This window comes from Kosakonia sp. AG348, from assembly GCF_003337365.1.
GTDB lineage: Bacteria > Pseudomonadota > Gammaproteobacteria > Enterobacterales > Enterobacteriaceae > Kosakonia.
Genome location: NZ_QPJR01000014.1, coordinates 1 through 26,311, shown reverse-complemented (window position 1 = coordinate 26,311; position 26,311 = coordinate 1). Strand labels below are relative to the sequence as shown.

Genomic DNA, 26,311 nt, shown 5'->3' with positions numbered 1-26,311 from the left:
CTAAAAATCCTGTGTCTTTCGAATTAATGGTGCGTTGGCTGCGCTCATTCACCCCAGTCACTTACTTCAGTAAGCTCCTGGGGATTCATGAACTTGCCGCCTTCCCTTAATCCGAAATCCTTTGGATTAACCCAATTGAAGAGGCTAAAAATGACAATTCTTAATCACACCCTCGGTTTCCCTCGCGTTGGCCTGCGCCGCGAGCTGAAAAAAGCGCAAGAGAGCTACTGGGCGGGTAACTCCACCCGTGAAGAGCTGCTGGCGGTAGGGCGCGAGTTGCGCGCCCGCCACTGGGAGCAGCAAAAAGAGGCCGGTATCGATCTGCTGCCGGTGGGCGATTTCGCCTGGTACGACCATGTTCTGACCACCAGCCTGCTGCTGGGCAATGTGCCGGCTCGTCATCAGAACAACGACGGTTCCGTAGATATCGACACCCTGTTCCGCATTGGCCGTGGCCGCGCGCCAACCGGCGAACCGGCGGCAGCGGCGGAAATGACCAAATGGTTCAACACCAACTATCACTACATGGTGCCGGAGTTCAGCAAAGGCCAGCAGTTCAAACTGACCTGGACGCAACTGCTGGACGAAGTAGACGAAGCGCTGGCGCTCGGCCATAAGGTGAAACCTGTGCTGCTGGGCCCGGTCACTTACCTGTGGCTGGGCAAAGTGAAAGGCGAACAGTTTGATCGTTTAAGCCTGCTGAACGACATTCTGCCGGTCTACAAACAGGTGCTCGGCGAGCTGGCAAAACGCGGTATTGAGTGGGTACAAATCGACGAACCGGCGCTGGTGCTGGAGTTGCCACAAGCCTGGCTGGATGCGTTTAAACCAGCTTACGACGCGCTTTCCGGCCAGCTGAAGCTGCTGCTGACCACCTATTTTGAAGGTGTGACGCCGAACCTTGATGTGATCACCGCGCTGCCGGTGCAGGGGCTGCACGTTGATTTAGTACACGGCAAGGACAACGTGGCCGAGCTGCACTCGCGTCTGCCTGCTGACTGGCTGCTTTCTGCCGGTCTGGTGAATGGTCGTAACGTCTGGCGCGCCGATCTCACCGAGAAATATGCGCAAATCAACGAAGTGGCCGGTAAACGTCCGCTGTGGGTTGCCTCTTCGTGTTCTTTGCTGCACAGCCCGATCGATCTGAGTGTCGAAACGCGTCTGGATGCGGAAGTGAAAAGCTGGTTCGCCTTCGCCCTGCAAAAATGCCAGGAACTGGCGCTGCTGCGCGATGCGCTGAACAGCGGTAATACGGAAAAACTGGTGGAATGGAGCGCCCCGATTCAGGCGCGTCGCCACTCTACGCGCGTTCACAACACGGCAGTAGCGCAGCGTCTGGCGGCGATCACCGCGCAGGACAGCCAGCGTAACAGCCCGTACGCCGAGCGCGCGAAAGCCCAGCGCGAGCGCTTTAAGCTGCCTGCCTGGCCTACCACCACTATCGGCTCTTTCCCGCAGACTACCGAGATTCGCGGCCTGCGCCTGGATTTCAAAAAAGGCAATCTCGACGCGGGTAATTACCGCACTGGTATCGCCGAACATATCAAACAGGCGATTGTCGAGCAGGAGCGTCTGGGCTTAGACGTGCTGGTGCATGGCGAAGCCGAGCGTAATGACATGGTGGAGTACTTCGGTGAAAACCTGGATGGCTTCGTCTTTACACAAAACGGCTGGGTGCAGAGCTACGGCTCCCGCTGCGTAAAACCACCAGTGGTTATCGGCGACGTCAGCCGCCCGGAAGCGATTACCGTCGAGTGGGCGAAGTATGCGCAGTCGCTGACCGATAAACCGGTGAAAGGGATGCTGACCGGCCCGGTGACCATTCTTTGCTGGTCGTTCCCACGTGAAGACGTGAGCCGCGAAACCATCGCCAAACAGATTGCGCTGGCACTGCGTGATGAAGTTGCGGATCTGGAAGCGGCAGGGATTGGCATTATCCAGATTGATGAACCGGCACTGCGCGAAGGTTTGCCGCTGCGTCGCAGCGACTGGGATGCCTATCTGGCCTGGGGCGTGGAGGCTTTTCGCATCAACGCGGCGGTGGCGAAAGATGACACGCAGATCCATACCCATATGTGTTACTGCGAGTTTAACGACATCATGGATTCCATCGCCGCGCTGGATGCCGATGTGATTACCATTGAAACCTCGCGATCGGATATGGAACTGCTGGAGTCGTTCGAAGAGTTTGAGTACCCGAACGAAATCGGCCCGGGTGTGTACGATATTCACTCGCCGAACGTACCGAGTGTCGAGTGGATCGAAGCACTGCTGCAAAAAGCCGCGCAGCGTATCCCGGCACAACGTTTGTGGGTGAACCCGGACTGCGGCCTGAAAACCCGTGGCTGGCCGGAAACCCGTAGCGCGCTGGCGAATATGGTGAAAGCCGCGCAGAACCTGCGTCAGCAGTAAGCCTTACCGCGCCGCCCGGTATGAAACCGGCGGCGCGTCATTCTTCTGTAACAAGCCAACATCGCTTCGGTAACATTTTTGTCAAACTCCCTTGTTTAAATCGTCGCAACGAAAACACAGGGGACTGAACCATGAGTAAGAAAAGTGTGCTGGCAGCGGTACTGCTGGCCATCATCAGTACGTCAGCTTTCGCCAAATCCACTCTGACGCTCTATACCAGCCAGCCCAATGAAGATGCGCAAATGACCGTCAGCGCCTTTGAAAAAGCGCACCCGGACATTGAAGTGAAATGGATCCGCGACGGAACTACCAAGCTGACCGCGCGTTTGCAGGCAGAGTTAGCCGCCGGTGGCGCCGCCCCGGACGTGCTGCTGATTGCCGACAGCGTGACCATGGAATCCCTGAAACAGCAAAATCTGCTGGCGGCGTATAAATCACCGCAAGCGACGCGTTTTGATGCGCAGTTGTATGACAAAGAGGGCTACTACTACGGCACCAAACTGATCACCACCGGTATTGCTTATCACAGCAAAGCCCCGGTTAAGCCAAGCTCCTGGCAGGATCTGCTCAAACCGGAGCTGAAAAACATGACCACCCTGCCAAGCCCGCTCTATTCCGGCGCGGCGCAAATCCACCAGGCGACGCTGATGAACGATCCGGCGCTCGGCTGGCAATACTACGAGAAACTAAAAGAGAACGGTGCGATGCCGCAAAGCGGTAACGGCGCGGTGATGAGCGCGATTGCGTCCGGCAGCAAAGCCTATGGCGTGCTGGTGGATTACATGGCGATCCGCGAAAAAGCCAAAGGCGCACCGATTGAGTTCGTCTTCCCGAAAGAGGGCGTCAGCATTGTTACCGAGCCGGTAGCGATGATGAAAAACGCGAAAAACCCGCAGGCGGCGAAAGCGTTTATCGACTTTGTGCTCTCGGATGAGGGGCAAAAACTGGTGCTCCAGCAGGGCTATCTGCCCGCCGACGCCACCTTGCCGGTTCCGGCCGGGTTCCCGCCGCGCGACAGCATCAAGCTGATGCCGTTTGATGCAGCAAAAGCGTTGGCCGAGACGGAAGCCAATAAAAAGCGCTTTGCCGACCTGTTCGGAAACCGCTAATTGATGACCAGTATGACGCTGCGCCAGCACGCCAGCGGCGGCCCGGCAAAAGGGCTGCTCTGGCTGTTATTGTTTCTTGTTGCGCTACTGAGCCTGCTGCCCAGCCTGCGGTTACTGGTCTCTGCGCTGGTTGACGGGCGCCACGGCAGCGACAGCAGTTTGTGGCGTGTGATGAGCAACCCTTCCACCTGGCTTGCGCTGTGGCACAGCCTGTATACCAGTGGGCTGGGCATGCTGCTGTCACTGCTGCTGGGTAGCCTGTTCGCTTTTTGCCTGGCGCTGACCAATATCCGCCTCAAACAGGTGTGGGTATTTCTGTTTATGCTGCCGATGATGATCCCGCCGCAGGTCACCGCGTTAAGCTGGCTGCAACTTTTGGGGCCGGGCAGCATCTTGCTTAATAGCATTGGTCTTGCGCCAGGGTTTGGCAGCAGCAACCCGCTCTATTCTGCCGAGGGAATTGCGCTGCTGCTCGGTATTCAGCATGCGCCGCTGGTGTTTCTGGCGCTGCGCACCCAGCTACAGTGTTTGCCAAAAGAGCATATTGAAGCCGCGCGCCTTCATGGCGCATCGTTGTGGCGGGTGTTCTTCGACATTGTGTTGCCGCTGTGCCGTACTGCATTGTGGGCCGGGGCGGCGATCGCGTTTGTTTCGGCGCTCGGTAATTTTGGTATTCCGGCGATGCTGGGCATCCCGATTTCCTACTTTGTACTGCCTGTGTATATCTATCAGACGCTTTCCAGCTTTGGCCCGGCGATGCTGAACGACGTGGCGGCGCTGTCGGTGCTGATGGGGATGCTGGCAATTGGCATTGTCACGCTGCAAGGCCACATGCAGCGGCGTAATGCGCTGCCGCTGATTGGCATGGCGGGGCGCGCGCTGGGGTTCACCCTCGGCAAATGGCGGCTGGCGGTCGAGTTATTATTGGCGGCGGTGCTGTGTGCCATCCTGCTCGCGCCGCTAGTGGCGCTGATTACCACCTCGCTGGTGCCGACGCTTGGCGTCGCGCTGAATAGTGAAACGCTTACCTTTGCCGCCTGGCGAGGGATCTTTGATGCGCAAAGCGCCACGTTACGCGCGCTCAGCAACAGCCTGTTTTTATCGATCTCGGCGGCTGTGGTGTTGATGTTGCTCAGCCTGCCGCTGGCGTGGCTGCTGGTGCGCTACCCGAACCGGCCGTTGCGCTGGTTGTATTTAATTATCGACATCCCCTATACCTTGCCCGGCGTGGTGCTGGCGATTGCCTGTATTCTGCTGTTTGCTCGCCCATTGCCGCTGATCGATATCAGCCTTAGCGGCACGCTGGGTATTATCTTTTTCGCCTACCTCGCACGTTTCCTCACGGTTTGCCTGAAGCCAGTGCACAGCAGCATGCTGCAACTGGATCCCGCAATGGAAGAAGCGGCCAGCCTGGCTGGGGCGAACTTCTCCCGGCGACTGCGCCATATCGTCCTGCCGTTGCTGGCACCGGCGGCGTTTGCCGGGGCGTTGCTGGTATTCCTCACAGCGGTGAATGAACTCACCGTCTCGGCGCTGCTGTGGAGCGCCGGGAAAGAGACGCTGGGCGTGGTGATTTTTAACCTTGATGAGAGCGGCGATAAGGTGCTGGCATCTGCGCTTTCCGTGCTGGTTGTCATTCTGGTGGCGCTGGTGATGCTGCTACTCAGCGCGCTTGGCCGCTATTTACCAAAAGGAGTGATCCCTTGGCAGAGCTGAGACTGGAACATCTAAGCAAAGCATTTGCCGGCCAGACCGTGGTGCGGGATATCAATCTGACCATTCCGCAGGGGGCGTTTACCGCCCTGTTGGGGCCAAGCGGCTGCGGCAAAACCACCACGCTGCGTATTCTTGCGGGGCTTGAGACCTTGAGCGAAGGGCGCTTATGGCTGGGCGATCGTCTGCTGGCAGATAAAACGCTGCACACTCCGCCGGAGCAGCGCGATATGGGGATGGTCTTTCAGTCTTATGCGCTGTGGCCGCATATGACGGTTGCCGGGAACGTGGGCTACCCGCTAAAGCTGCGCAATGTGAACGGCGCTGCGCGGCACAAGCAGGTGATGGACGCGCTGGAGGTGGTTGAACTGGGTGCTTACGCCGCACGTTCGCCGCAAGAGTTAAGCGGTGGTCAGCGTCAACGCGTGGCGCTGGCGCGCTGCCTGGTCGCGGAGCCACAGGTGGTGTTGCTTGATGAACCGCTGGCAAACCTCGATCGCCATCTGCGTGCCACCATGGAACAGACTTTCCGTGATTTTCATCGCCGTACTGGCGCAACGTTTGTCTATGTCACCCATGATCAGGCGGAAGCGATGGCGCTCGCCAGCCATATCGCAGTGATGCACCAGGGAGAACTGATGCAATGGGGCGCACCGCAGGCGCTGTATCAGCAGCCGCAGAATGGCTGGGTAGCGCGTTTTATTGGTAAGGGGAGTGTGCTGATGCTGGCGACGCCCGCCGGGGTACAGCAACTGGATGGCGCGCAAATGCATGCTGGGCTGGCGCATACTGGCGCGGATCTTCACCAGCCAGTGCTGGTTCGCCCCGAGCATGTGCAGGTAACGAGTGAGGGACTGAGCGCTGAGGTACAAAGCTGCATTTATCAGGGCGAGCGTTATTTGCTTGATTTACGCCTGCGCGATGGGCAAACGCTGAGTGCCTTTCATCATGCACCGCTGCAATGCAAACAGGTCGTGGCGGTACGTTTGACGCAGGGCTGGCGTCTCGAAACAGCATGAGGTGCGCCGGGCATTTACTCCGGCGCACACCGTCACTTTTTACTGTACTGCGCAAACCATGCCAGCATCCGCTGCCAGCCATCAGCGGCGGATTCTGCGTGATAGCTCGGACGATAGTCCGCATTAAACGCGTGGCCCGCTTCGGGGTAGACGATGATTTCCGCTTTGGCGTTCGCGGCTCTCAGCGCCTGGCGCATGGTTTCCACGCTCTCCAGCGGAATGCCGGTATCCTGCGCGCCATATAAACCGAGCACTGGCGCGGTAAGTTCAGTGGCAATATCCACCGGATGGCGCGGAGAATTAAGTGATTTTTCCCCCACCAGCTTGCCATACCAGGCGACGGCGGCTTTCAACTGCGGATTGTGCGCGGCATACAGCCAGGCGATACGCCCGCCCCAGCAAAAACCGGTCACTAAGAGTTGGTGAGCGTTCCCGCCGTTACGCGCCGCCCAGCTGGCGACGTGATCCAAATCGGCAAGCACTTGCGCGTCCGGTACTTTGCTTACCAGGCCGCTCAGCAGGGTTTGAATATCGGCAAAATCATTCGGATCGCCCTGACGGAAATAGAGCTCCGGCGCGATGGCGAGGTAGCCTTCCAGCGCCAGACGGCGGCACAGATCGCGAATATGTTCATGCACGCCGAAAATTTCCTGTACCACAATGACAATCGGCAAGGGACCTTCGGCATTTTTCGGTCGGGCGTGAAAAGCGGGCATATTTTCGCCCTGGGTCGGAATAGACGTTTCGCCTGCGATTAAGGCGTCTTCCGACGTATGAACAACGGTTGAAGCAAGGGGTGAAGCCGCAGGTGCAAAGCCTGGTGTGTTGTTGGTTGTCATGGCATTCTCCATACCTTTTTTAGCGCTTCAATAACTATAGACGGGAAGGCCTGCCGCGCGCGCAAATCACCGTGCCGTAGACTATCTTTGCTGCTGAGTTGTGGGATGTGTCGTGTTAATGTGATGTAAGTCACTAATTTATGGAAATGAACTGCAATCAGTTTCATTCATGGTGATATCAGTCACGAAATTATGTCCGTGCCTTCTGTAAAGTATCTTTTTGCCTCTACTGATAAAACCGACCACAGAGGAGTCTGTTATGTCCAAGTCTGATGTTTTTCATCTCGGCCTCACCAAAAACGATTTACAAGGGGCTACGCTGGCCATCGTCCCTGGCGATCCGGAGCGTGTGGAAAAGATCGCCGCGCTGATGGATAAGCCGGTCAAACTGGCATCCCACCGCGAATTCACCAGCTGGCGCGCAGAGCTGGATGGCAAACCGGTTATCGTTTGTTCCACCGGCATTGGCGGCCCGTCAACCTCTATCGCCGTAGAAGAACTGGCGCAGCTTGGCATCCGCACTTTCCTGCGTGTGGGCACCACCGGTGCGATTCAGCCGCACATCAATGTTGGCGACGTGCTGATCACCACCGCGTCCGTGCGCCTTGATGGCGCGAGCCTGCACTTTGCGCCAATGGAGTACCCGGCGGTGGCGGATTTTGAGTGCACTACTGCGCTGGTTGCCGCAGCGGATGCGATTGGCGCAACGAAACATATCGGCGTGACTGCCTCTTCTGACACCTTCTACCCAGGCCAGGAGCGTTACGACACCTTCTCTGGCCGCGTGGTGAGCCGCTTTAAAGGTTCCATGGAAGAGTGGCAATCCATGGGCGTGATGAACTATGAAATGGAATCCGCCACGCTGCTGACCATGTGCGCAAGCCAGGGGCTGCGTGCCGGTATGGTTGCCGGTGTGATTGTAAACCGCACCCAGCAAGAGATCCCGAATGCGGAAACCATGAAGCAGACCGAAAGTCACGCGGTGAAAATCGTGGTGGAAGCGGCGCGTCGTCTTCTGTAATTCACCTCCCCGTTTGCTAAGGCCGACACGTTCGGCCTTTTCTTTTTGCGTACTGCTTCGCAGGAAAACCCCTTCCAAACTGGACGTTTATACAGCACAATCCTCCGCTATATGCGTTATCACTAAGGGGACGTGGTGGACACTTCAATCATCGTCATGGCAGCCGTTGCGCTGGCGGGTTTACTGGTCGGCTGGCTGGCAGCGAGCTGGCGCGGGGCGCAACAGCAGGCGGATCTGCTCGCGGAGCAGCGAGATGTCTTTAGCGAACTGAGCGCCGCCCGGCAGCAGATAACCCAAAATGAACACTGGCGCGAAGAGTGCGAGCTGCTCAATAACGAGCTGCGCAGCCTGCAACATATCAATAGCTCGCTGGAAGCTGATTTGCGCGAAGTGACGACCCGACTGGAAGCTACCCAGTTACATGCCGAAGAGAAGCTGCGCCAGATGCACAGCAGCGAGCAGCGCTTGAGCGAGCAGTTCGAAAATCTCGCTAACCGCATCTTTGAGCAGAGTAATCGCCGCGTCGATGAACAAAACCGACAAAGTCTGAACGGTCTGCTAACGCCGCTGCGCGAGCAGCTTGATGGCTTTCGTCGCCAGGTGCAGGAGAGTTTTGGTCAGGAAGCGCGTGAACGGCATACGCTGGCGCATGAAATTCGCAATCTGCAACAGCTCAATGCCCAGATGGCGCAGGAAGCGATTAACCTTACGCGCGCGCTGAAAGGCGATAACAAAACCCAGGGTAACTGGGGGGAAGTGGTGCTGACCCGCGTGCTGGAAGCCTCTGGTCTGCGTGAAGGTTATGAATACGAAACCCAGGTCAGTATTGAAAATGACCATCGCGCGCGAATGCAGCCGGATGTGATCGTGCGTCTGCCGCAGGGCAAAGACGTGGTAATCGACGCCAAAATGACGCTGGTCGCCTATGAACGTTACTTCAATGCCGACGACGACTTTACGCGCGAAGGCGCGTTACAGGAACATATCGCCTCGGTACGCAACCATATTCGCTTGCTTGGTCGTAAGGATTACCAGCAACTGCCGGGGCTGCGGAGCCTGGATTATGTGTTGATGTTTATCCCGGTGGAGCCGGCCTTTTTGATTGCGCTCGACAGGCAGCCCGAACTGATCACCGAAGCGCTGAAAAATAACATTATGCTGGTCAGCCCGACGACACTGCTGGTGGCGCTACGCACCATCGCCAACCTGTGGCGGTATGAACACCAAAGCCGCAATGCGCAGCAGATCGCGGAGCGGGCGAGCCGCCTGTATGACAAAATGCGCCTGTTCGTTGACGACATGTCATCCATTGGCCAGAGTCTGGATAAAGCGCAGGACAATTACCGTCAGGCAATGAAAAAACTGAGTTCCGGGCGCGGCAATCTGCTGGCCCAGGCCGAGGCGTTTCGCGGGCTCGGTGTCGAAATCAAACGCGAGATTAATCCGGAATTGGCGGCGCAAGCACAGGATCAGGACGAAGAGTTTCGTTTGCGTTCCGGGCAAAACGATTCCCTCGATTGCTTTGAAGACAATGCATTAGAGAGCATGGCCGCGGACGAGGAGCCCGAATCGAAGGCTTCTTCGGGTGGTTGAATCGTAGGGCAATCGCCTCCAATCTGATACACTTCACAAACAATTTCTTGAATAGCAGGCACTAAGATGGCGGAAGATTCAAAAGAGACAACACACTTTGGTTTTCAGACCGTCGCCAAAGAAAACAAAGCCGACATGGTGGCGCATGTCTTCCATTCGGTCGCGTCAAAATATGATGTCATGAACGATCTGATGTCGATGGGCATTCACCGTTTATGGAAGCGCTTTACCATTGATTGCAGCGGCGTGCGTCGCGGGCAGAAAGTTCTCGATCTGGCCGGTGGTACGGGCGATCTGACGGCGAAGTTCTCCCGCCTGGTGGGTGAAACCGGCCAGGTTGTGCTGGCAGATATTAACGACTCGATGCTGAAAATGGGGCGCGAGAAACTGCGCAACCTCGGTGTGATCGGTAACGTAGAGTATGTGCAGGCAAATGCTGAAGCCTTGCCGTTCCCGGACAATACTTTCGACTGCATCACCATCTCGTTTGGTCTGCGTAACGTGACGGAAAAAGAGAAAGCGCTGCGCTCCATGTTCCGCGTTTTGAAACCGGGCGGTCGCCTGCTGGTGCTCGAATTTTCCAAGCCAATTATTGAACCGCTGAGCAAAGCCTATGACGCTTACTCTTTCCACGTCCTGCCGCGTATTGGTCAACTGGTAGCAAACGACGCGGAAAGCTATCGCTATCTTGCTGAATCCATCCGTATGCACCCCGATCAGGACACCCTGAAAGCGATGATGCAGGACGCCGGTTTCGAAAACGTCGATTACTACAACATGACGGCCGGTATCGTTGCTCTGCACCGTGGCTACAAATTCTGACAGGAGTGCGTATGCCTTTTAAGCCGATGGTTGCCGCCGGAATTGAACGTGTATTGAATACGTTTTTATACCGTGAAGGCGCGCTGAAACCCGCGCGCCAGCGTTTGCATGGCAAGGTGTTGCGCGTAGTGCTGCAAGAGTTCTCTTCCCCCTTTGTGCTGGTGTTCAGTGAGCGCCAGATTGATGTATTAGGCGAGTGGGAAGGTGAGGCCGACTGTTCCGTGATTACGCAACTGCGGGTACTGCCGAAGCTGCGTGACCGCCAGCAGCTGACTGCGCTTATTCGCAGCGGCGAGCTGGAAGTGCAGGGCGATATCCAGGTGGTGCAAAACCTGGTTTCGCTGATGGATTTGGCGGAATTCGATCCTGCCGAGATCCTCGCACCATGGACAGGCGATATCGCCGCTGAGGGGATCAGTAAATTCCTGCGCGGCGGGGCACGCTTTCTGCAACACGGTTTTCAACGCCAGCAACGCTATGTCGCTGAAGTGCTGACGGAAGAGTGGCGCCTTGCGCCGGGCGCACTGGAAGTTGCCTGGTTTGCTGAAGAAACGGCTGCTGTGGAAAGGGCTGCGGATGCCTTAGCCAAACGCCTGGATAAACTGGAGGGCAAATGACGCCTGGAGAATTACGGCGCCTCTATTTCATCATCCAAACCTTTTTAAGTTACGGGCTTGATGAGCTCATTCCCAAAATGCGTATCACTCTGCCGCTGCGGTTATGGCGGCGGACGCTGTTCTGGATGCCAAACCGGCACAAAGAAAAATTGCTTGGGGAACGCCTGCGTCTTGCCTTGCAGGAACTGGGGCCGGTGTGGATTAAGTTCGGGCAAATGTTGTCTACTCGCCGCGATTTATTCCCGCCGCTGATTGCCGATCAACTGGCAATGTTGCAGGACCGCGTTGCGCCTTTCGATGGTCATCTTGCCAAAAAGCAGATTGAAAAAGCGATGGGTGATCTGCCGGTGGAAACCTGGTTTGATGACTTCGCCATCGAACCGTTGGCCTCTGCGTCCATTGCGCAGGTGCATACAGCACGGTTGAAAGAGAGTGGCAAAGAGGTGGTGATTAAGGTCATCCGCCCGGACATCCTGCCGGTGATCAAAGCGGATTTGAAACTGATTTACCGCCTGGCGGGCTGGGTTCCACGCCTGTTACCGGATGGTCGTCGCCTGCGCCCGCGTGAAGTGGTGCGCGAGTATGAGAAGACGCTGATAGATGAGCTGGATCTGCTGCGTGAAGCCGCTAACGCGATCCAGTTGCGCCGCAACTTTGAAAACAGCCCAATGCTGTACGTGCCGGAAATCTACTCGGATTATTGCAGCCAAAATATGCTAGTAATGGAGCGTATTTACGGCATTCCGGTTTCCGATGTGGCGGCGCTGGAGAAAAACGGCACCAATTTAAAATTGCTGGCCGAACGCGGTGTGCAGGTCTTTTTCACCCAGGTTTTCCGCGACAGCTTTTTCCATGCCGACATGCACCCTGGCAATATTTTCGTCAGCTACGATCACCCGGAAGATCCGCAATATATCGGTATTGACTGCGGTATTGTCGGTTCGCTGAACAAAGAAGATAAGCGCTACCTGGCGGAAAACTTTATTGCCTTCTTTAACCGCGACTATCGCAAAGTGGCGGAGCTGCATGTGGATTCAGGCTGGGTTCCGCCGGATACCAATGTAGAAGAGTTCGAGTTTGCCATTCGCACCGTTTGTGAGCCGATCTTTGAAAAGCCGCTGGCGGAAATCTCCTTTGGGCATGTGCTGCTCAACCTCTTCAATACGGCACGTCGCTTTAATATGGAAGTGCAGCCGCAACTGGTCCTGTTGCAGAAAACATTGCTCTATATCGAAGGTGTCGGCCGTCAGCTCTATCCGCAACTGGATTTATGGAAAACCGCGAAACCTTTCCTTGAAACGTGGATCAAAGATCAGGTGGGTATTCCAGCGCTGGTCAGAGCGTTGAAAGAGAAAGGCCCATTCTGGATCGAGAAAATGCCGGAAATTCCTGAACTGATCTACAACGGGTTGCAGCAAGGCAAGCATTTGCAGCAAAGCGTGGATAAGATTGCCAGTGAATTACAGGCAAATCATGTGCGCCAGGGGCAATCACGCTATCTGTTTGGTATTGGCGCGACGCTCTTACTGAGCGGTACGCTGTTACTGATTAATCGACCAGAGTGGGGTTTAACGCCTGCATGGCTAATGGTTGGTGGCGTCCTGGCCTGGTTTGTGGGTTGGTATAAAACACGTTAAGCGAAACGCCGCCCGGGTGGGCCTGGTGCACAGAAGCTGTCAACAAAGAGGCAGCTTAATGGATAAAGTGTATACTGAGGCCTGTTTTTAACATCATCTGTTACAGAGGACTATGTATGGGTGGTATCAGCATTTGGCAGTTGTTGATTATTGCGGTCATCGTTGTGCTGCTGTTTGGCACCAAAAAGCTCGGTTCTATAGGTTCAGACCTTGGCGCATCCATCAAAGGCTTCAAAAAGGCTATGGGTGATGACGATAAAGAGGAAAAGCAGGATAAATCGGCACAAGATGCGGATTTTACGGCAACGTCTCTTTCCGACAGCAAGACATCCGACGACGCTAAAAAAGACGAAAAACGTCACGACAAAGAGCAGGTGTAATTCGTGTTCGATATAGGTTTTGGCGAACTGTTACTCGTTTTCATCATTGGCCTCGTGGTATTAGGGCCGCAACGGCTACCCGTGGCAGTGCGTACTGTAGCGGGCTGGGTCCGCGCGCTGCGCTCGCTGGCAACGACGGTGCAGAATGAACTGACGCAGGAACTGAAGCTACAGGAGTTCCAGGACAGCCTGAAAAAGGTGGAAAAAGCGAGCCTGGAAAACCTGACGCCAGAGTTAAAGCAGTCGATGGATGAGCTGCGCCAGGCGGCGGAATCGATGAAGCGCTCCTATAGCGCTAACGATGCCGAAAAAGCCAGTGATGAAGCTCATACCATCCATAACCCGGTGGTGAAAGATAACGAAGCGCAGCATGAAGGCGTTACGCCTGCCGCCGCTGAAAATCAGGCCAGTTCGCCACAGCAAGTCCCCGATGCTGCAGAAACGAAAAAAGCGCCGCAGGTGACTACCACGGTGCAAACGGCCTCGCCGGTTTCCGACTCCACACCTTCTTCAAGTGATAAATCCTGAACATGGCTGTAGACGATACCCAACCGCTGATCGCACACCTTATTGAGCTGCGTAAGCGTCTGCTGAACTGCATTATCGCAGTTATCGTGATTTTCCTCGCGCTGGTTTACTTCGCGAATGATATTTACCAACTGGTTTCCGCACCGCTCATCAAGCAGATGCCATTGGGCGCGACGATGATCGCCACCGACGTGGCCTCGCCGTTTTTTACGCCGATCAAACTGACCTTTATGGTGTCGCTGATCCTTTCCGCGCCGGTCATTTTGTATCAGGTCTGGGCGTTTGTCGCTCCGGCGTTATACAAGCATGAACGTCGTCTGGTGGTGCCACTGCTGGTTTCCAGTTCGTTGCTGTTTTACATCGGCATGGCATTCGCCTATTTCGTAGTGTTCCCGCTGGCCTTCGGTTTCCTGACACACACCGCGCCGGAAGGCGTGCAGGTTTCTACCGATATTGCCAGTTATCTTAGCTTCGTGATGGCGCTGTTTATGGCTTTCGGCGTTTCGTTTGAAGTGCCGGTTGCTATCGTGCTGCTGTGCTGGATGGGCGTGACCACGCCTGCGGACTTGCGGCAAAAACGTCCGTACGTTTTGGTTGGCGCGTTCGTTATTGGTATGTTGTTAACGCCACCGGATGTCTTCTCGCAGACCTTACTGGCAATACCGATGTATTGCCTGTTCGAAGTCGGCGTCTTTTTTGCTCGCTTCTACGTCGGCAAGCGCCGCATTCCGGATGAAGAGAACGAAACAGAAACCAGCGAAGAGTAATTACCAGCCGCCCGTCAGGGCGGTTGTTGTATGGGAAAAAACATGTTTGATATCGGTGTGAATTTAACCAGCAGCCAGTTTGCAAAAGACCGGGATGAGATCGTGGCACGGGCGCAAGCGGCGGGTGTGGCGGGTATGCTCATTACCGGAACTAACCTGCATGAAAGCCAGCAGGCACAGCAACTTGCTCAACGCTATCGTCATTGCTGGTCCACTGCCGGTGTGCATCCGCATGACAGTAGTGGCTGGACCGATGAAACCGCAGAGGCGATCCGCACGCTGGCCGCTACAGCGGAAGTCGTTGCCGTGGGTGAATGTGGGCTGGATTTCAACCGCAATTTTTCGACGCCTCAGGAGCAGGAGTACGCTTTCGGTGCGCAGCTGTCGCTGGCCGCCGAGCTAAACATGCCGGTGTTTCTGCACTGCCGCGATGCGCATGAACGGTTCCTGGCGCTACTGGATCCGTGGCTGGATAAGTTGCCCGGTGCGGTGCTGCACTGTTTCACCGGTTCGGCGCAGGAAGCACGAGAGTGTCTCGATCGCGGCATCTACTTAGGCATTACCGGCTGGGTGTGCGATGAACGTCGCGGGTTGGAATTACGTGAAGTGGTTCCGCTGATCCCCGCCGGGCAGCTATTGATTGAAACCGATGCGCCCTACTTGTTGCCGCGCGATCTCAAACCAAAGCCTGCGTCGCGGCGTAATGAACCGGCCCTGTTAGGGCATATTCTTGCCACAGTTGCCGGGCTTCGTGGGGAAGAGGCTCAGTGGCTGGGTTCAGTAACGGATCAAAACGTGCGGCGATTATTCGGCGTGGATTTTTAACGCGACGCTCACGCCTTGCGAAAATCGGTGTTCTTGACGCTTTGCAGTACCTGCTTGTTAAGCAGGTGGAGTAAGAGCATGGAGCGCGCCTCGCCGTCCGGCTCTTTAAAGATTGCCTGTAAACCTTCGAGTGCGCCCTCGGTGATCACCACATCATCGCCTGGATAAGGCGTGTCAGGATCGGTAATCCCTTCTGGCTGATAGAGCGAAAGTTGCTGAATGACGGATTGCGGAACGGTTGCCGGATGCATACCAAAGCGGACGAAATGGCTGACGCCGCGCGTGGCGTTGATCGTGGTGGTATGAATCACCTCAGGATCAAACTCCACAAACAAATAGTTCGGGAAAAGAGGTTCGTTCACTGTTGTGCGTTTGCCGCGCACCATTTTTTCCAGTGCAATCATAGGCGTCAGACAGCTGACCGCCTGGCGTTCTAAGTGTTCCTGGGCGCGCTGGAGCTGGCCACGTTTGCAGTAAAGTAGATACCAGGATCGCATAATGACTCTTTTCCGTAAGTTCGGGCGCAAGAATATCAAAACCGCAGCATAATGGCTAAGTTGATTATAACCTGCGCCAAAAGATGTCGTTGTAATTCACGCAGATTTAACAAAAATACAGCAACCGCCGGGCGAACACCGTATAATATGCCCCTTACCTGGAGGCGATAATAGACCGCATGAAATACAACGACCTACGCGACTTCCTGACCCTGCTTGAGCAGCAGGGCGAGCTGAAACGCATCACTCTTCCGGTTGACCCTTATCTGGAAATGACGGAAATAGCCGATCGCACGCTACGTGCGGGTGGCCCGGCGTTGTTATTTGAAAATCCCAAAGGTTACACCATGCCGGTGCTGTGCAACTTATTTGGCACGCCGCGCCGCGTAGCGCTGGGCATGGGGCAAGAGGATGTCAGCGCGTTGCGGGACGTGGGCAAACTGCTGGCGTTTCTCAAAGAACCGGAGCCGCCAAAAGGTTTTCGCGATCTCTTTGATAAACTGCCGCAGTTTAAGCAAGTGCTGAACATGCCGACAAAGCGTCTGCGCGGTGCTCCTTGCCAGCAAAAAGTAGTGCAGGGTGATGACGTGGATCTGCGCAACATCCCGATTATGCAGTGCTGGCCCGAAGACGCCGCGCCGCTGATCACCTGGGGGTTGACCGTGACGCGTGGCCCGCACAAAGAGCGGCAGAACCTGGGTATTTATCGCCAACAACTGATCGGTAAAAACAAATTAATCATGCGCTGGCTTTCCCATCGCGGCGGTGCGCTCGATTTCCAGGAGTGGCAGGCAGCGCATCCTGGCGAACGTTTCCCGGTTGCTGTGGCGCTGGGCGCCGATCCGGCAACCATCCTTGGTGCGGTAACGCCGGTGCCGGATACGCTTTCTGAATATGCTTTCGCCGGGCTTCTGCGCGGCACAAAAACCGAAGTGGTGAAGTGCGTATCAAGCGATCTTGAAGTTCCCGCCAGTGCAGAAATCGTGCTGGAAGGCTATATTGAGCCAGGTGAGATGGCGCCGGAAGGGCCGTATGGCGATCACACCGGTTATTACAACGAAGTTGATAATTTCCCGGTGTTTACGGTTACCCATATTACGCAGCGCGAAGATGCGATTTACCACTCCACTTATACTGGCCGTCCGCCAGATGAGCCGGCAGTGCTGGGCGTGGCACTAAACGAAGTGTTCGTGCCGATCCTGCAAAAGCAGTTCCCGGAAATCGTTGATTTTTACCTGCCGCCGGAAGGGTGCTCCTATCGCCTGGCGGTAGTCACCATGAAGAAACAGTACCCCGGTCACGCCAAGCGCGTGATGATGGGCGTCTGGTCTTTCCTGCGTCAGTTTATGTACACCAAATTTGTGATCGTGTGCGATGACGATGTGAACGCCCGCGACTGGAATGACGTTATTTGGGCGATTACCACCCGAATGGATCCTGCGAGGGATACGGTTCTGGTGGAAAACACGCCGATTGATTATCTGGATTTTGCCTCGCCGGTTTCCGGACTGGGCTCCAAAATGGGACTGGATGCCACCAATAAATGGCCGGGCGAGACCCAGCGTGAATGGGGTCGCCCCATCAAGAAAAACCCGGAAGTTACGGCAAGAATCGACGCCATCTGGGATGAACTGGCCATACTGAACGACGAAAATAGACCCGACAGAGAGAGCGCATGACAACCTTAAGCTGTAAAGTGACCTCGGTAGAGGCCATCACTGATACCGTATATCGTGTCCGTTTAGTGCCGGAGGCGGCTTTTTCGTTCCGCGCGGGCCAGTATCTGATGGTGGTGATGGATGAGCGAGACAAGCGCCCGTTCTCTATGGCCTCGACGCCGGATCAGCATGATTTTATCGAACTGCATATTGGCGCGTCTGAGCTGAATCTCTACGCGATGGCGGTGATGGATCGCATTCTGAAAGATCGGGAAATCGTTATCGATATTCCGCACGGCGATGCCTGGCTGCGTGACGATGAAGAGCGTCCGATGGTGCTGATTGCCGGTGGTACCGGCTTCTCGTATGTCCGCTCTATTTTGCTGACTTCTCTGGCGCAAAACCCGAATCGTGACATCACCATTTACTGGGGTGGTCGCGAAGAGAAACATCTCTACGATTTAAGCGAGCTGGAAGCGTTGTCGGTAGATCATCCGAATCTGCGTGTTGTGCCCGTCGTTGAGCAGCCGGAAGCGGGCTGGCGCGGCCGCTCTGGCACCGTGCTGGCTGCGGTATTGCAGGATTTCGGTTCGCTGGCCGAGCACGATATCTATATTGCAGGCCGTTTCGAGATGGCGAAAATTGCCCGCGATCTGTTCTGTAATGAGCGCGGTGCGCGTGAAGATCGCCTATTTGGCGATGCGTTTGCGTTTATCTAAGCCTGTCTTCACCTTTGTCACTCTGGCCGCGCTGGCTGCCTTCGCTTTCCCCGGCCACATAGTTCACTATGCTGCCGGGGAATGATTTATTCCTGCCCTGATCTGCCGCCAGCGGCTTTGATATCGCCTTTTCTCTTTACTCTATGCGGTGGTTGCCTGCCGGATAACAGAAATAAAAAACCCGCCCCTGACAGGCGGGAAGAACGGCAACTAAACCTTCTCTTTACCCTTGACGCCATCGCGTGTTGGCTACTTTCGCTCACCCCGGCTGCGTGCCGGGTATTCACTCAGTTGCCGCTTTGCTCTGGCACCAATGGCTTGACAGATCTTTTCTCTTTGCCCTAATCGCCATCCGCACTGCTGGCTGCTTTTGCTCACCCCGGCTGCGTGCCGGGGATCCGCTCTGTTGCTGCCTTGCTCTGGCGTTCATGGTATTGAGATAGCACTTTTCCTGCCTGAAGCGCTAAACACGTTCAAACACCGTAGCGATCCCCTGACCTAACCCGATGCACATGGTCGCCAGACCAAATTGTGCGTCTTTACGTTCCATCAGGTTCAGCAGCGTGGTGCTGATACGTGTTCCTGAGCAGCCCAGCGGGTGACCAAGCGCAATCGCGCCGCCGTTGAGGTTGATCTTCTCATCGATCTGCTCCATAAGGCCCAGATCTTTAATACACGGCAGGATCTGCGCGGCAAACGCTTCATTCATCTCAAACAGGTCGATATCGCTGGCGGTCAATCCGGCTTTTTTCAGCGCCAGTTGAGAGGCCGGAACCGGGCCATAGCCCATGATCGACGGATCGCAGCCAACCACCGCCATCGAGCGAATGCGCGCGCGCGGCTTCAGACCTAGCTCACGGGCGCGGCTCTCGCTCATCACCAGCATGGCTGATGCACCGTCTGACAGCGCGGAAGAGGTGCCAGCGGTAACGGTGCCGCTTACCGGATCAAAGGCCGGGCGCAGCGTTGACAGTGCTTCGACCGTGGTTTCCGGGCGGATCACTTCGTCATAGGTAAACTGTTTCAGTACACCGTCCGCATCGTGGCCGCCGGTAGGGATTAACTCATTTTTAAACGCACCGGATTGCGTCGCGGCCCAGGCGCGGGCATGGGAGCGAGCGGCAAAGGCATCCTGCATTTCACGGCTGATGCCGTGCATGCGCGATAACATTTCCGCGGTAAGCCCCATCATTCCCGCCGCTTTCGCGACGTTACGGCTCATGCCCGGATGAAAATCAACGCCGTGACTCATCGGTACATGGCCCATATGTTCCACGCCGCCGACCATACAAACCTGCGCATCGCCGGTCATGATCATACGCGCGGCATCGTGCAACGCCTGCATTGAGGAGCCGCAAAGACGGTTAACCGTTACGGCGGGTACAGAATGTGGGATCTCAGCCAGCAGCGCGGCGTTACGGGCAATGTTGAAGCCCTGTTCCAGCGTCTGCTGCACACAACCCCAGTAAATGTCGTCGATGGCGGCGGCGTCCAGCGCCGGGTTACGCGCCAGCAGGCTACGCATCAGGTGAGCGGAAAGATCTTCCGCCCGCACATTGCGAAATGCGCCGCCTTTTGAACGGCCCATCGGGGTGCGAATCGCATCGACAATGACAACGTGTTCCATTGTGACTCCTTAAGCCGTTTTCAAATCGCCCACCGGGCGCGCAGGTTCAACCGCAGGATAGTAAGGTTCGTTGTGGCGCGCTTTTTCACGCAGCCCGGCCGGCACTTCATACAGCGGGCCAAGGTGCTGATAATGCTGCGCCATATCGAGGTATTTCGCGCTGCCGAGCGTATCCAGCCAGCGGAACGCACCGCCGTGAAACGGAGGGAAGCCCAGGCCGTAAACCAGCGCCATATCTGCTTCTGCGGGGCTGGCGATAATGCCTTCTTCAAGGCAACGCACCACTTCATTGACCATCGGGATCATCATGCGCGCTATAATGTCGTCGTCGCTGAAATCCTGTTTGCCTTTGCTGATTTCCGCCAGCATACCGTCCACGGCGCTGTCTTCTTCTTTCTTCGGTTTGCCTTTGCTGTCTTCTTTATAGCGCCAGAAACCGAGGCCATTTTTCTGTCCAAAGCGGTTAGCGTCGAATAGCGCGTCAATCGCATCGCGATAATCTTTCTGCATCCGCTGCGGGAATCCAGCCGCCATTACTGCCTGCGCGTGATGTGCGGTGTCAATGCCAACGACATCCAGCAGATAAGCCGGGCCCATCGGCCAGCCGAACTGTTTTTCCATCACTTTGTCGACTTTGCGGAAATCCGCGCCGTCGCGCAGCAACTGGCTGAAACCGGCAAAGTAGGGGAACAGCACGCGGTTCACAAAGAAGCCGGGGCAGTCGTTGACCACAATCGGCGTTTTGCCCATTTTGCTCGCCCAGGCCACCACTTTCGCAATGGTGTCGTCAGAGGTTTTTTCGCCGCGAATGACCTCAACCAGCGGCATACGGTGCACCGGGTTGAAGAAGTGCATGCCGCAGAAATTTTCCGGCCGCTTCAGCACACTTGCCAGTTCGCTGATGGGAATGGTGGAGGTGTTGGAGGCCAAAACGGTATCCGGGCGAACCTTGTCTTCAGTTTCCGCCAGCACTGCTTTTTTCACTTTCGGGTTTTCTACCACCGCTTCAACCACCACATCGACACGCTCAAAACCAGCGTATTCCAGTGTTGGCTGAATAGTGGCAATCACGTTCGCCAGCTTCAGGCCATCGATCTTGCCGCGTTCAAGCTGCTTATTCAGCAACTTGCCCGCTTCATTAATGCCAAGCGCGAGGGATTTCTCATTGATATCTTTCATTAATACCGGCACGCCTTTCCAGGCCGACTGGTAAGCGATACCGCCACCCATAATGCCTGCACCCAGCACAGCAGCATGTTTTGGCGTTTCAGTATCTTTGGTGAGTTTCTTCGCTTTGCCTTTTACATACTGGTCATTGAGGAAAATGCCGACCAGCGCGCGGGCTTCGTTGGTATGTGCGAGCGGAACAAAACTCTGGTTTTCCAGCTTCAGCGCTTCTTCGCGGCCAAATCTGGCGGCGGCTTCAATGGTTTTAACCGCAGTGATCGGCGCCGGGTAATGTTTTCCGGCGGTTTGCATCACCATGCCTTTGGCGATGGTAAAGCTCATGGCGGCTTCGATTTTACTCAGCTTCAACGGCTCCAGTTTCGGCTGGCGTTTGGCTTTCCAGTCGAGATCGCCATTAATCGCCTGACGCAGGATCGCCACCGCGCCATCGCGCAATTTCTCCGGTTTGACGATGCCATCGACCAGGCCGATTTTCAGCGCTTGTTCCGCGCCGACATCTTTCCCGGCGGCGATGATCTCCAGTGCGCTATCGGCACCCAGCAAACGTGGCATACGCACCGATCCGCCAAAGCCCGGCATAATACCGAGTTTGGTTTCCGGCAGGCCAATGCGCAGATCCGGCGTGGCTAAGCGGTAGTCTGTCGCCAGCACACATTCGCAGCCGCCACCGAGGGCATAGCCATTTACGGCGGAGATCGTCGGAACGGGCAGATCTTCCAGACGGTTAAAGACGCTGTTGGCGAAGTGTAGCCATTGGCTCAACTGTTCTTCCGGAACCAGGAACAGGGAGAGGAATTCGGTGATATCGGCACCGACAATAAAGGCCGCTTTTTCCGAGCGTAGCAGCAGCCCTTTTAAATCTGATTGCTTTTCCAGCACGCCTACCGCTTCGCCAAGGCTGGCGACGGTAGCGGTATCAAGCTTGTTAACTGAGCCAGGCGCATCGAACACCAGTTCGGCGATGCCGTCTTCCAGCCAGTCGAGGTACAGGTTATTGCCTTTGTAGAGCATGTCAGTCTCCTGAATCCAGCGGTGATCTGGTCGTACCAGATGAAGCGGAGTGTGGTTTTTATGTTAATAAAATGCAAATAACTCATTAAAAAAATGCAGCGCCGATCACGCTCGGCGGAAATCACTCAGTTGCGGGCAGGTGTGCTAAGATGCGAAAACTTGAGGTCACAAGAAACAGAAGGAAAAACGATGGACTCACTGGCTGAACTTTATAAAAATCATATTGTTACTTTGCAGGAACGCACCCGTGATGTGCTGGCGCGGTTTAAACTCGACGCATTACTTATTCACTCCGGCGAGTTGTTTAACGTCTTTCTTGATGACCACCCTTATCCGTTTAAAGTGAATCCGCAATTTAAAGCCTGGGTGCCGGTAACGCAGGTGCCGAACTGCTGGCTGCTGGTTGATGGTGTGAATAAACCGAAGCTGTGGTTCTACTTGCCGGTGGACTACTGGCACAACGTAGAGCCGTTGCCGACCAGTTTCTGGACCGAAGAGATTGACGTTATTGCGTTGCCAAAAGCGGACGGTATTGGCAACCAACTGCCAGCCGCACGTGGCAACATCGCTTATATTGGGCCTGTTGCGGAACGCGCGTTGAGTCTTGATATCGCGGCAAGCAATATCAACCCGAAAGGGGTGATCGATTATCTGCACTATTACCGCGCGTATAAAACCGATTATGAACTGGCGTGCATGCGTGAAGCGCAGAAGACGGCGGTGATTGGTCATCGCGCCGCGCATGAAGCGTTCCAGTCCGGCATGAGCGAGTTCGACATCAACCTCGCCTATCTGACCGCCACCGGCCATCGCGATACTGACGTGCCTTATGGCAACATTGTTGCGCTGAACGAACACGCCGCTGTGCTGCATTACACCAGGCTCGACCACCGCGCACCGGCGGAAATGCGCAGTTTCTTGCTGGATGCTGGCGCGGAGTACAACGGCTATGCCGCTGACCTGACCCGTACCTGGGCGGCGAACAGCGACACCGATTACGCGCAACTGGTGAAAGACGTTAATGATGAACAACTGGCGCTGATTGCCACCATGAAAGCGGGTGTCAATTACGTGGAGTACCATGTGCAGTTCCATCAGCGCATCGCGAAGTTGCTGCGTCGCCACCAAATCATCACCGATATCAGTGAAGAAGCCATGGTTGAGGAGGACATTACCGGGCCGTTTATGCCGCACGGTATTGGTCACCCGCTTGGCTTGCAAGTGCATGATGTCGCTGGTTTTATGCAAGACGACAGCGGTACGCATCTGGCTGCGCCATCGAAATACCCGTATCTGCGCTGCACGCGTGTGATGGAACCGCGCATGGTGCTGACCATCGAGCCGGGTATTTACTTTATTGAGTCGCTGTTAGCGCCGTGGCGTGAGGGCCCGCTCAGCAAGCACTTTAACTGGCAGAAGATTGATGCGCTGAAACCGTTTGGCGGCATTCGTATTGAAGATAACCTGGTTATCCACGAAAACGGTATTGAAAACATGACGCGGGACCAGAAGCTGGCGTAATGGAGAGCTGGCTGATCCCGGCGGCACCGGTCACCTTTAGCGAGGAGATCAAAAAGAGCCGCTTTATTACGCTGCTGGCGCATACGGACGGTGTTGACGCAGCAAAAGCGTTTGTTGACGCGGTTCGGGCGGAACATCCGGACGCGCGTCATCACTGTGTAGCGTGGGTCGCTGGCGCGCCGGATGATTCGCAGCAGTTAGGCTTTTCTGACGATGGCGAACCGGCAGGCACGGCGGGTAAACCGATACTCTCGCAGTTAATGGGCAGCGGTATCGGCGAAATTACCGCCGTAGTTGTGCGATATTATGGCGGCGTGCTGCTGGGAACCGGTGGGCTGGTGAAAGCTTATGGCGGCGGGGTGCAGCAGGCGTTAAGCCTGTTAACCACCGTCCGCAAAATGCCATTAACCGAATATACTTTGTGGTGCGATTACGCACAGCTCGCCGGAGTTGAAACGCTGCTTGGGCAATTTGAGGGGAAAATTGTCGCAAGCGAGTATCAGGCCTCCGTGCATCTGCGAGTGGCGCTTCCTCACAGCAGACTGGACGCATTTTCAGCAAGGCTTGCGGATTTTAGTCGTGGCGCATTGCAATTGTTAAAAACTGAAGAATAATCCCCCACCTGATTTTCTGAACACCTAAGGAAGCGGCAGAGATGCAATTTCGCGCCATAACCCGAATCGTTGGACTGCTGGTTATCCTCTTTTCCGGAACGATGATCTTACCCGGACTGGTAGCCCTTATTTACCGCGATGGTGCGGGTCGTGCATTTACCCAGACCTTTTTCGCTGCGTTGGTAATTGGCTCCATCCTGTGGTGGCCAAACCGTCGGGAGAAAAAGGAACTGAAATCCCGCGAAGGCTTTTTGATCGTCGTGCTGTTCTGGACCGTGCTGGGGAGTGTGGGTGCGCTGCCGTTTATTTTCTCGGAAAGCCCGAACCTGACGGTGACCGACGCCTTTTTTGAATCCTTCTCTGGCCTGACGACAACCGGGGCCACCACGCTGGTGGGGCTGGATTCGTTGCCGCATGCCATCCTCTTCTACCGCCAGATGCTGCAATGGTTTGGTGGGATGGGGATCATTGTGTTGGCGGTCGCGATACTGCCGATTCTTGGCGTGGGGGGGATGCAGCTTTACCGCGCGGAGATGCCAGGGCCACTGAAAGATAACAAAATGCGCCCGCGTATTGCCGAAACGGCAAAAACGCTGTGGCTTATTTATGTGTTGCTGACCGTAGCGTGCGCGCTGGCGCTGTGGTTTGCCGGGATGCCCGCTTTTGACGCCATCGGCCATAGCTTCGCGACCATCGCCATTGGCGGCTTCTCGACACATGATGCCAGCGTGGGTTATTTCAATAGCCCCACCATTAACACCATCATTGCTATCTTCTTATTGATCTCCGGCTGTAATTACGGCCTGCACTTCTCTTTGCTGAGCGGGCGCAGCCTGAAAGTTTACTGGCGCGATCCTGAATTCAGAATGTTTATCGGCGTGCAACTGACGCTGGTGGTGATCTGCACCGTGGTGCTGTGGTTCCACGATGTTTACAGCTCTGCGGTAACGACGGTGAATCAGGCTTTCTTTCAGGTGGTGTCGATGGCGACCACTGCCGGGTTTACCACTGACAGTATTGCGCGTTGGCCGCTGTTCTTGCCGGTGTTGCTACTGTGTTCGGCGTTTATTGGTGGCTGTGCGGGTTCTACCGGTGGTGGTTTGAAAGTGATCCGTATATTGCTGCTGTTCAAACAGGGTAACCGCGAGCTGAAACGTCTGGTGCACCCGAATGCGGTTTACAGCATTAAGCTGGGGAATCGCGCTTTGCCGGAACGTATTCTTGAAGCAGTGTGGGGGTTCTTCTCTGCTTATGCGCTGGTGTTTATTGTCAGCATGCTGGCGATTATCGCCACAGGCGTGGATGACTTTTCTGCTTTTGCTTCCGTTGTCGCCACGCTGAATAACCTGGGGCCAGGGCTGGGCGTAGTTGCTGATAACTTCGCGAGCATGAACCCGGTGGCGAAGTGGATCCTCATCGCGAATATGCTGTTTGGTCGCCTTGAAGTCTTCACATTGTTGGTACTGTTTACCCCAACTTTCTGGCGCGAATAAGGGAGTGTGACGTGAAAACATTGATTCTATTTTCGACCCGGGATGGGCAAACGCGGGAAATCGCCTCTTATCTGGCGTCCGAGCTGAAAGAGCTTGGTGTCTATGCTGATGTGGTGAACCTGAACCGTACGCCAGATATTGAATGGGATAACTACGAGCGCGTGGTGATTGGTGCATCTATCCGTTACGGCCATTTCCACCCGGCGCTGGCGAGCTTCGTGAAAAAGCATCTGCAGCAGCTGAATGCGCTACCGAGCGCGTTCTACTCCGTTAACCTTGTTGCGCGTAAGCCTGAGAAAAGCTCTCCGCAAACCAATAACTATACCCGTAAATTTTTGCTCTCTTCACCGTGGCAGCCAGATCAGTGCGCGGTATTTGCCGGTGCGTTGCGTTATCCACATTATCGTTGGTATGACCGCTTGATGATTCAACTGATTATGAAGATGACCGGTGGCGAAACGGATCCTACTAAGGAAGTTGTCTATACCAACTGGCAGCATGTGGCGAGTTTTGCCCGCGAAATCGCTCAATTAAAGTGCGAATCGACCGATTAGCGGCCGTTGCGACTGAAAATTAAGCGAACGAAAACTTTTTTTAAATTTATGCTTGTCAGCGGGAATTAACTCCCTATAATGCGCCTCCACTGACACGGCACAACGGCAAACACACCGGCCTGTCAGGTGAAGCAATCTGAAAATAAA

General features: G+C 55.4%; 23 protein-coding genes. 19 read left to right on the top strand and 4 right to left on the bottom strand.

The window, feature by feature from the left end; all coding sequences use genetic code 11:
• Positions 1-150: 150 nt before the first annotated feature.
• The 4 genes from metE (at position 151) to DFO56_RS23180 (ending at position 6,253) form a co-directional block, all read left to right on the top strand.
• Entirely contained in the window at positions 151-2,412 is a 2,262-nt protein-coding gene (gene metE / locus DFO56_RS23195) for a 5-methyltetrahydropteroyltriglutamate--homocysteine S-methyltransferase (protein WP_045512958.1), read from the top strand.
• 131 nt (positions 2,413-2,543) lie between these two features.
• Positions 2,544-3,521, top strand: coding sequence for an ABC transporter substrate-binding protein (locus tag DFO56_RS23190; protein WP_020456032.1), 978 nt, complete (start codon positions 2,544-2,546; stop codon positions 3,519-3,521).
• Positions 3,522-3,524: 3 nt separating this feature from the next.
• Entirely contained in the window at positions 3,525-5,237 is a 1,713-nt protein-coding gene (locus tag DFO56_RS23185; protein ID WP_045512960.1) for an iron ABC transporter permease, read from the top strand.
• Entirely contained in the window at positions 5,225-6,253 is a 1,029-nt protein-coding gene (locus tag DFO56_RS23180) for an ABC transporter ATP-binding protein (protein ID WP_045512962.1), read from the top strand. The genes DFO56_RS23185 and DFO56_RS23180 overlap by 13 nt, the downstream gene beginning before the upstream one ends.
• Before the next feature lie 32 nt (positions 6,254-6,285).
• On the opposite strand, the gene DFO56_RS23175 is transcribed toward DFO56_RS23180, so the two are convergent.
• Positions 6,286-7,092 carry a dienelactone hydrolase family protein gene (locus DFO56_RS23175; protein WP_020456035.1) on the bottom strand — a complete coding sequence of 269 codons (807 nt, stop codon included), beginning with the start codon at positions 7,090-7,092 and terminating at the stop codon, positions 6,286-6,288.
• 259 nt (positions 7,093-7,351) lie between these two features.
• Here DFO56_RS23175 and udp point away from each other — a divergent pair, with 259 nt between their 5' ends.
• The 9 genes from udp (at position 7,352) to tatD (ending at position 15,282) form a co-directional block, all read left to right on the top strand.
• Complete coding sequence (udp, locus tag DFO56_RS23170) at positions 7,352-8,113, top strand: uridine phosphorylase (RefSeq protein ID WP_020456036.1); 762 nt, start codon at positions 7,352-7,354, stop codon at positions 8,111-8,113.
• Positions 8,114-8,248: 135 nt separating this feature from the next.
• Positions 8,249-9,706 carry a DNA recombination protein RmuC gene (rmuC, locus tag DFO56_RS23165; protein ID WP_044489543.1) on the top strand — a complete coding sequence of 486 codons (1,458 nt, stop codon included), beginning with the start codon at positions 8,249-8,251 and terminating at the stop codon, positions 9,704-9,706.
• A gap of 66 nt (positions 9,707-9,772) precedes the next feature.
• Positions 9,773-10,528: a bifunctional demethylmenaquinone methyltransferase/2-methoxy-6-polyprenyl-1,4-benzoquinol methylase UbiE gene (gene ubiE, locus DFO56_RS23160; RefSeq protein WP_020456038.1), complete on the top strand. Its 756-nt coding sequence runs from the start codon at positions 9,773-9,775 to the stop codon at positions 10,526-10,528.
• A gap of 11 nt (positions 10,529-10,539) precedes the next feature.
• Positions 10,540-11,145 carry an SCP2 domain-containing protein gene (locus DFO56_RS23155; protein ID WP_020456039.1) on the top strand — a complete coding sequence of 202 codons (606 nt, stop codon included), beginning with the start codon at positions 10,540-10,542 and terminating at the stop codon, positions 11,143-11,145.
• Positions 11,142-12,782, top strand: coding sequence for a ubiquinone biosynthesis regulatory protein kinase UbiB (gene ubiB / locus DFO56_RS23150; protein ID WP_020456040.1), 1,641 nt, complete (start codon positions 11,142-11,144; stop codon positions 12,780-12,782). Before DFO56_RS23155 ends, ubiB begins: the two co-directional genes overlap by 4 nt.
• Before the next feature lie 116 nt (positions 12,783-12,898).
• The gene (gene tatA, locus DFO56_RS23145; protein WP_020456041.1) at positions 12,899-13,162 is read left to right on the top strand and encodes a Sec-independent protein translocase subunit TatA; all 264 of its coding nucleotides are present in this window, start codon (positions 12,899-12,901) and stop codon (positions 13,160-13,162) included.
• A gap of 3 nt (positions 13,163-13,165) precedes the next feature.
• Complete coding sequence (gene tatB / locus DFO56_RS23140) at positions 13,166-13,690, top strand: Sec-independent protein translocase protein TatB (protein WP_045512964.1); 525 nt, start codon at positions 13,166-13,168, stop codon at positions 13,688-13,690.
• Between the two features lie 2 nt (positions 13,691-13,692).
• Positions 13,693-14,457 (top strand): Sec-independent protein translocase subunit TatC, encoded by a 765-nt coding sequence (tatC, locus tag DFO56_RS23135; RefSeq protein WP_020456043.1) that lies wholly within the window; start codon positions 13,693-13,695, stop codon positions 14,455-14,457.
• Positions 14,458-14,499: 42 nt separating this feature from the next.
• Positions 14,500-15,282, top strand: a complete 783-nt coding sequence (gene tatD / locus DFO56_RS23130; protein WP_199496505.1) for a 3'-5' ssDNA/RNA exonuclease TatD — start codon at positions 14,500-14,502, stop codon at positions 15,280-15,282.
• A gap of 8 nt (positions 15,283-15,290) precedes the next feature.
• Here tatD and rfaH read toward each other — a convergent pair whose 3' ends face one another.
• The gene (rfaH, locus tag DFO56_RS23125; protein WP_017459761.1) at positions 15,291-15,779 is read right to left on the bottom strand and encodes a transcription/translation regulatory transformer protein RfaH; all 489 of its coding nucleotides are present in this window, start codon (positions 15,777-15,779) and stop codon (positions 15,291-15,293) included.
• Between the two features lie 170 nt (positions 15,780-15,949).
• On the opposite strand from rfaH, the gene ubiD reads away from it, so the two are divergent.
• Both ubiD and fre read left to right on the top strand, forming a co-directional pair.
• Complete coding sequence (gene ubiD, locus DFO56_RS23120) at positions 15,950-17,458, top strand: 4-hydroxy-3-polyprenylbenzoate decarboxylase (protein ID WP_161796288.1); 1,509 nt, start codon at positions 15,950-15,952, stop codon at positions 17,456-17,458.
• Positions 17,455-18,156, top strand: a complete 702-nt coding sequence (gene fre / locus DFO56_RS23115) for an NAD(P)H-flavin reductase (protein ID WP_045512969.1) — start codon at positions 17,455-17,457, stop codon at positions 18,154-18,156. Before ubiD ends, fre begins: the two co-directional genes overlap by 4 nt.
• A gap of 463 nt (positions 18,157-18,619) precedes the next feature.
• Here the strand turns inward: fre and fadA are convergent, their stop codons facing one another.
• Positions 18,620-19,783 (bottom strand): acetyl-CoA C-acyltransferase FadA, encoded by a 1,164-nt coding sequence (gene fadA, locus DFO56_RS23110; RefSeq protein ID WP_045512971.1) that lies wholly within the window; start codon positions 19,781-19,783, stop codon positions 18,620-18,622.
• Positions 19,784-19,792: 9 nt separating this feature from the next.
• Entirely contained in the window at positions 19,793-21,982 is a 2,190-nt protein-coding gene (gene fadB, locus DFO56_RS23105) for a fatty acid oxidation complex subunit alpha FadB (RefSeq protein WP_045512973.1), read from the bottom strand.
• Between the two features lie 189 nt (positions 21,983-22,171).
• Here fadB and pepQ point away from each other — a divergent pair, with 189 nt between their 5' ends.
• The 4 genes from pepQ to hemG are packed head-to-tail and all read left to right on the top strand — an operon-like array spanning position 22,172 to position 26,164.
• Entirely contained in the window at positions 22,172-23,503 is a 1,332-nt protein-coding gene (gene pepQ / locus DFO56_RS23095) for a Xaa-Pro dipeptidase (protein WP_045512975.1), read from the top strand.
• Positions 23,503-24,117 (top strand): IMPACT family protein, encoded by a 615-nt coding sequence (locus DFO56_RS23090; protein WP_020456049.1) that lies wholly within the window; start codon positions 23,503-23,505, stop codon positions 24,115-24,117. The genes pepQ and DFO56_RS23090 overlap by 1 nt, the downstream gene beginning before the upstream one ends.
• A 41-nt stretch (positions 24,118-24,158) precedes the next feature.
• Entirely contained in the window at positions 24,159-25,610 is a 1,452-nt protein-coding gene (gene trkH, locus DFO56_RS23085) for a Trk system potassium transporter TrkH (RefSeq protein ID WP_020456050.1), read from the top strand.
• 11 nt (positions 25,611-25,621) lie between these two features.
• Complete coding sequence (hemG, locus tag DFO56_RS23080) at positions 25,622-26,164, top strand: menaquinone-dependent protoporphyrinogen IX dehydrogenase (RefSeq protein ID WP_045512977.1); 543 nt, start codon at positions 25,622-25,624, stop codon at positions 26,162-26,164.
• Positions 26,165-26,311 lie beyond the last annotated feature (147 nt).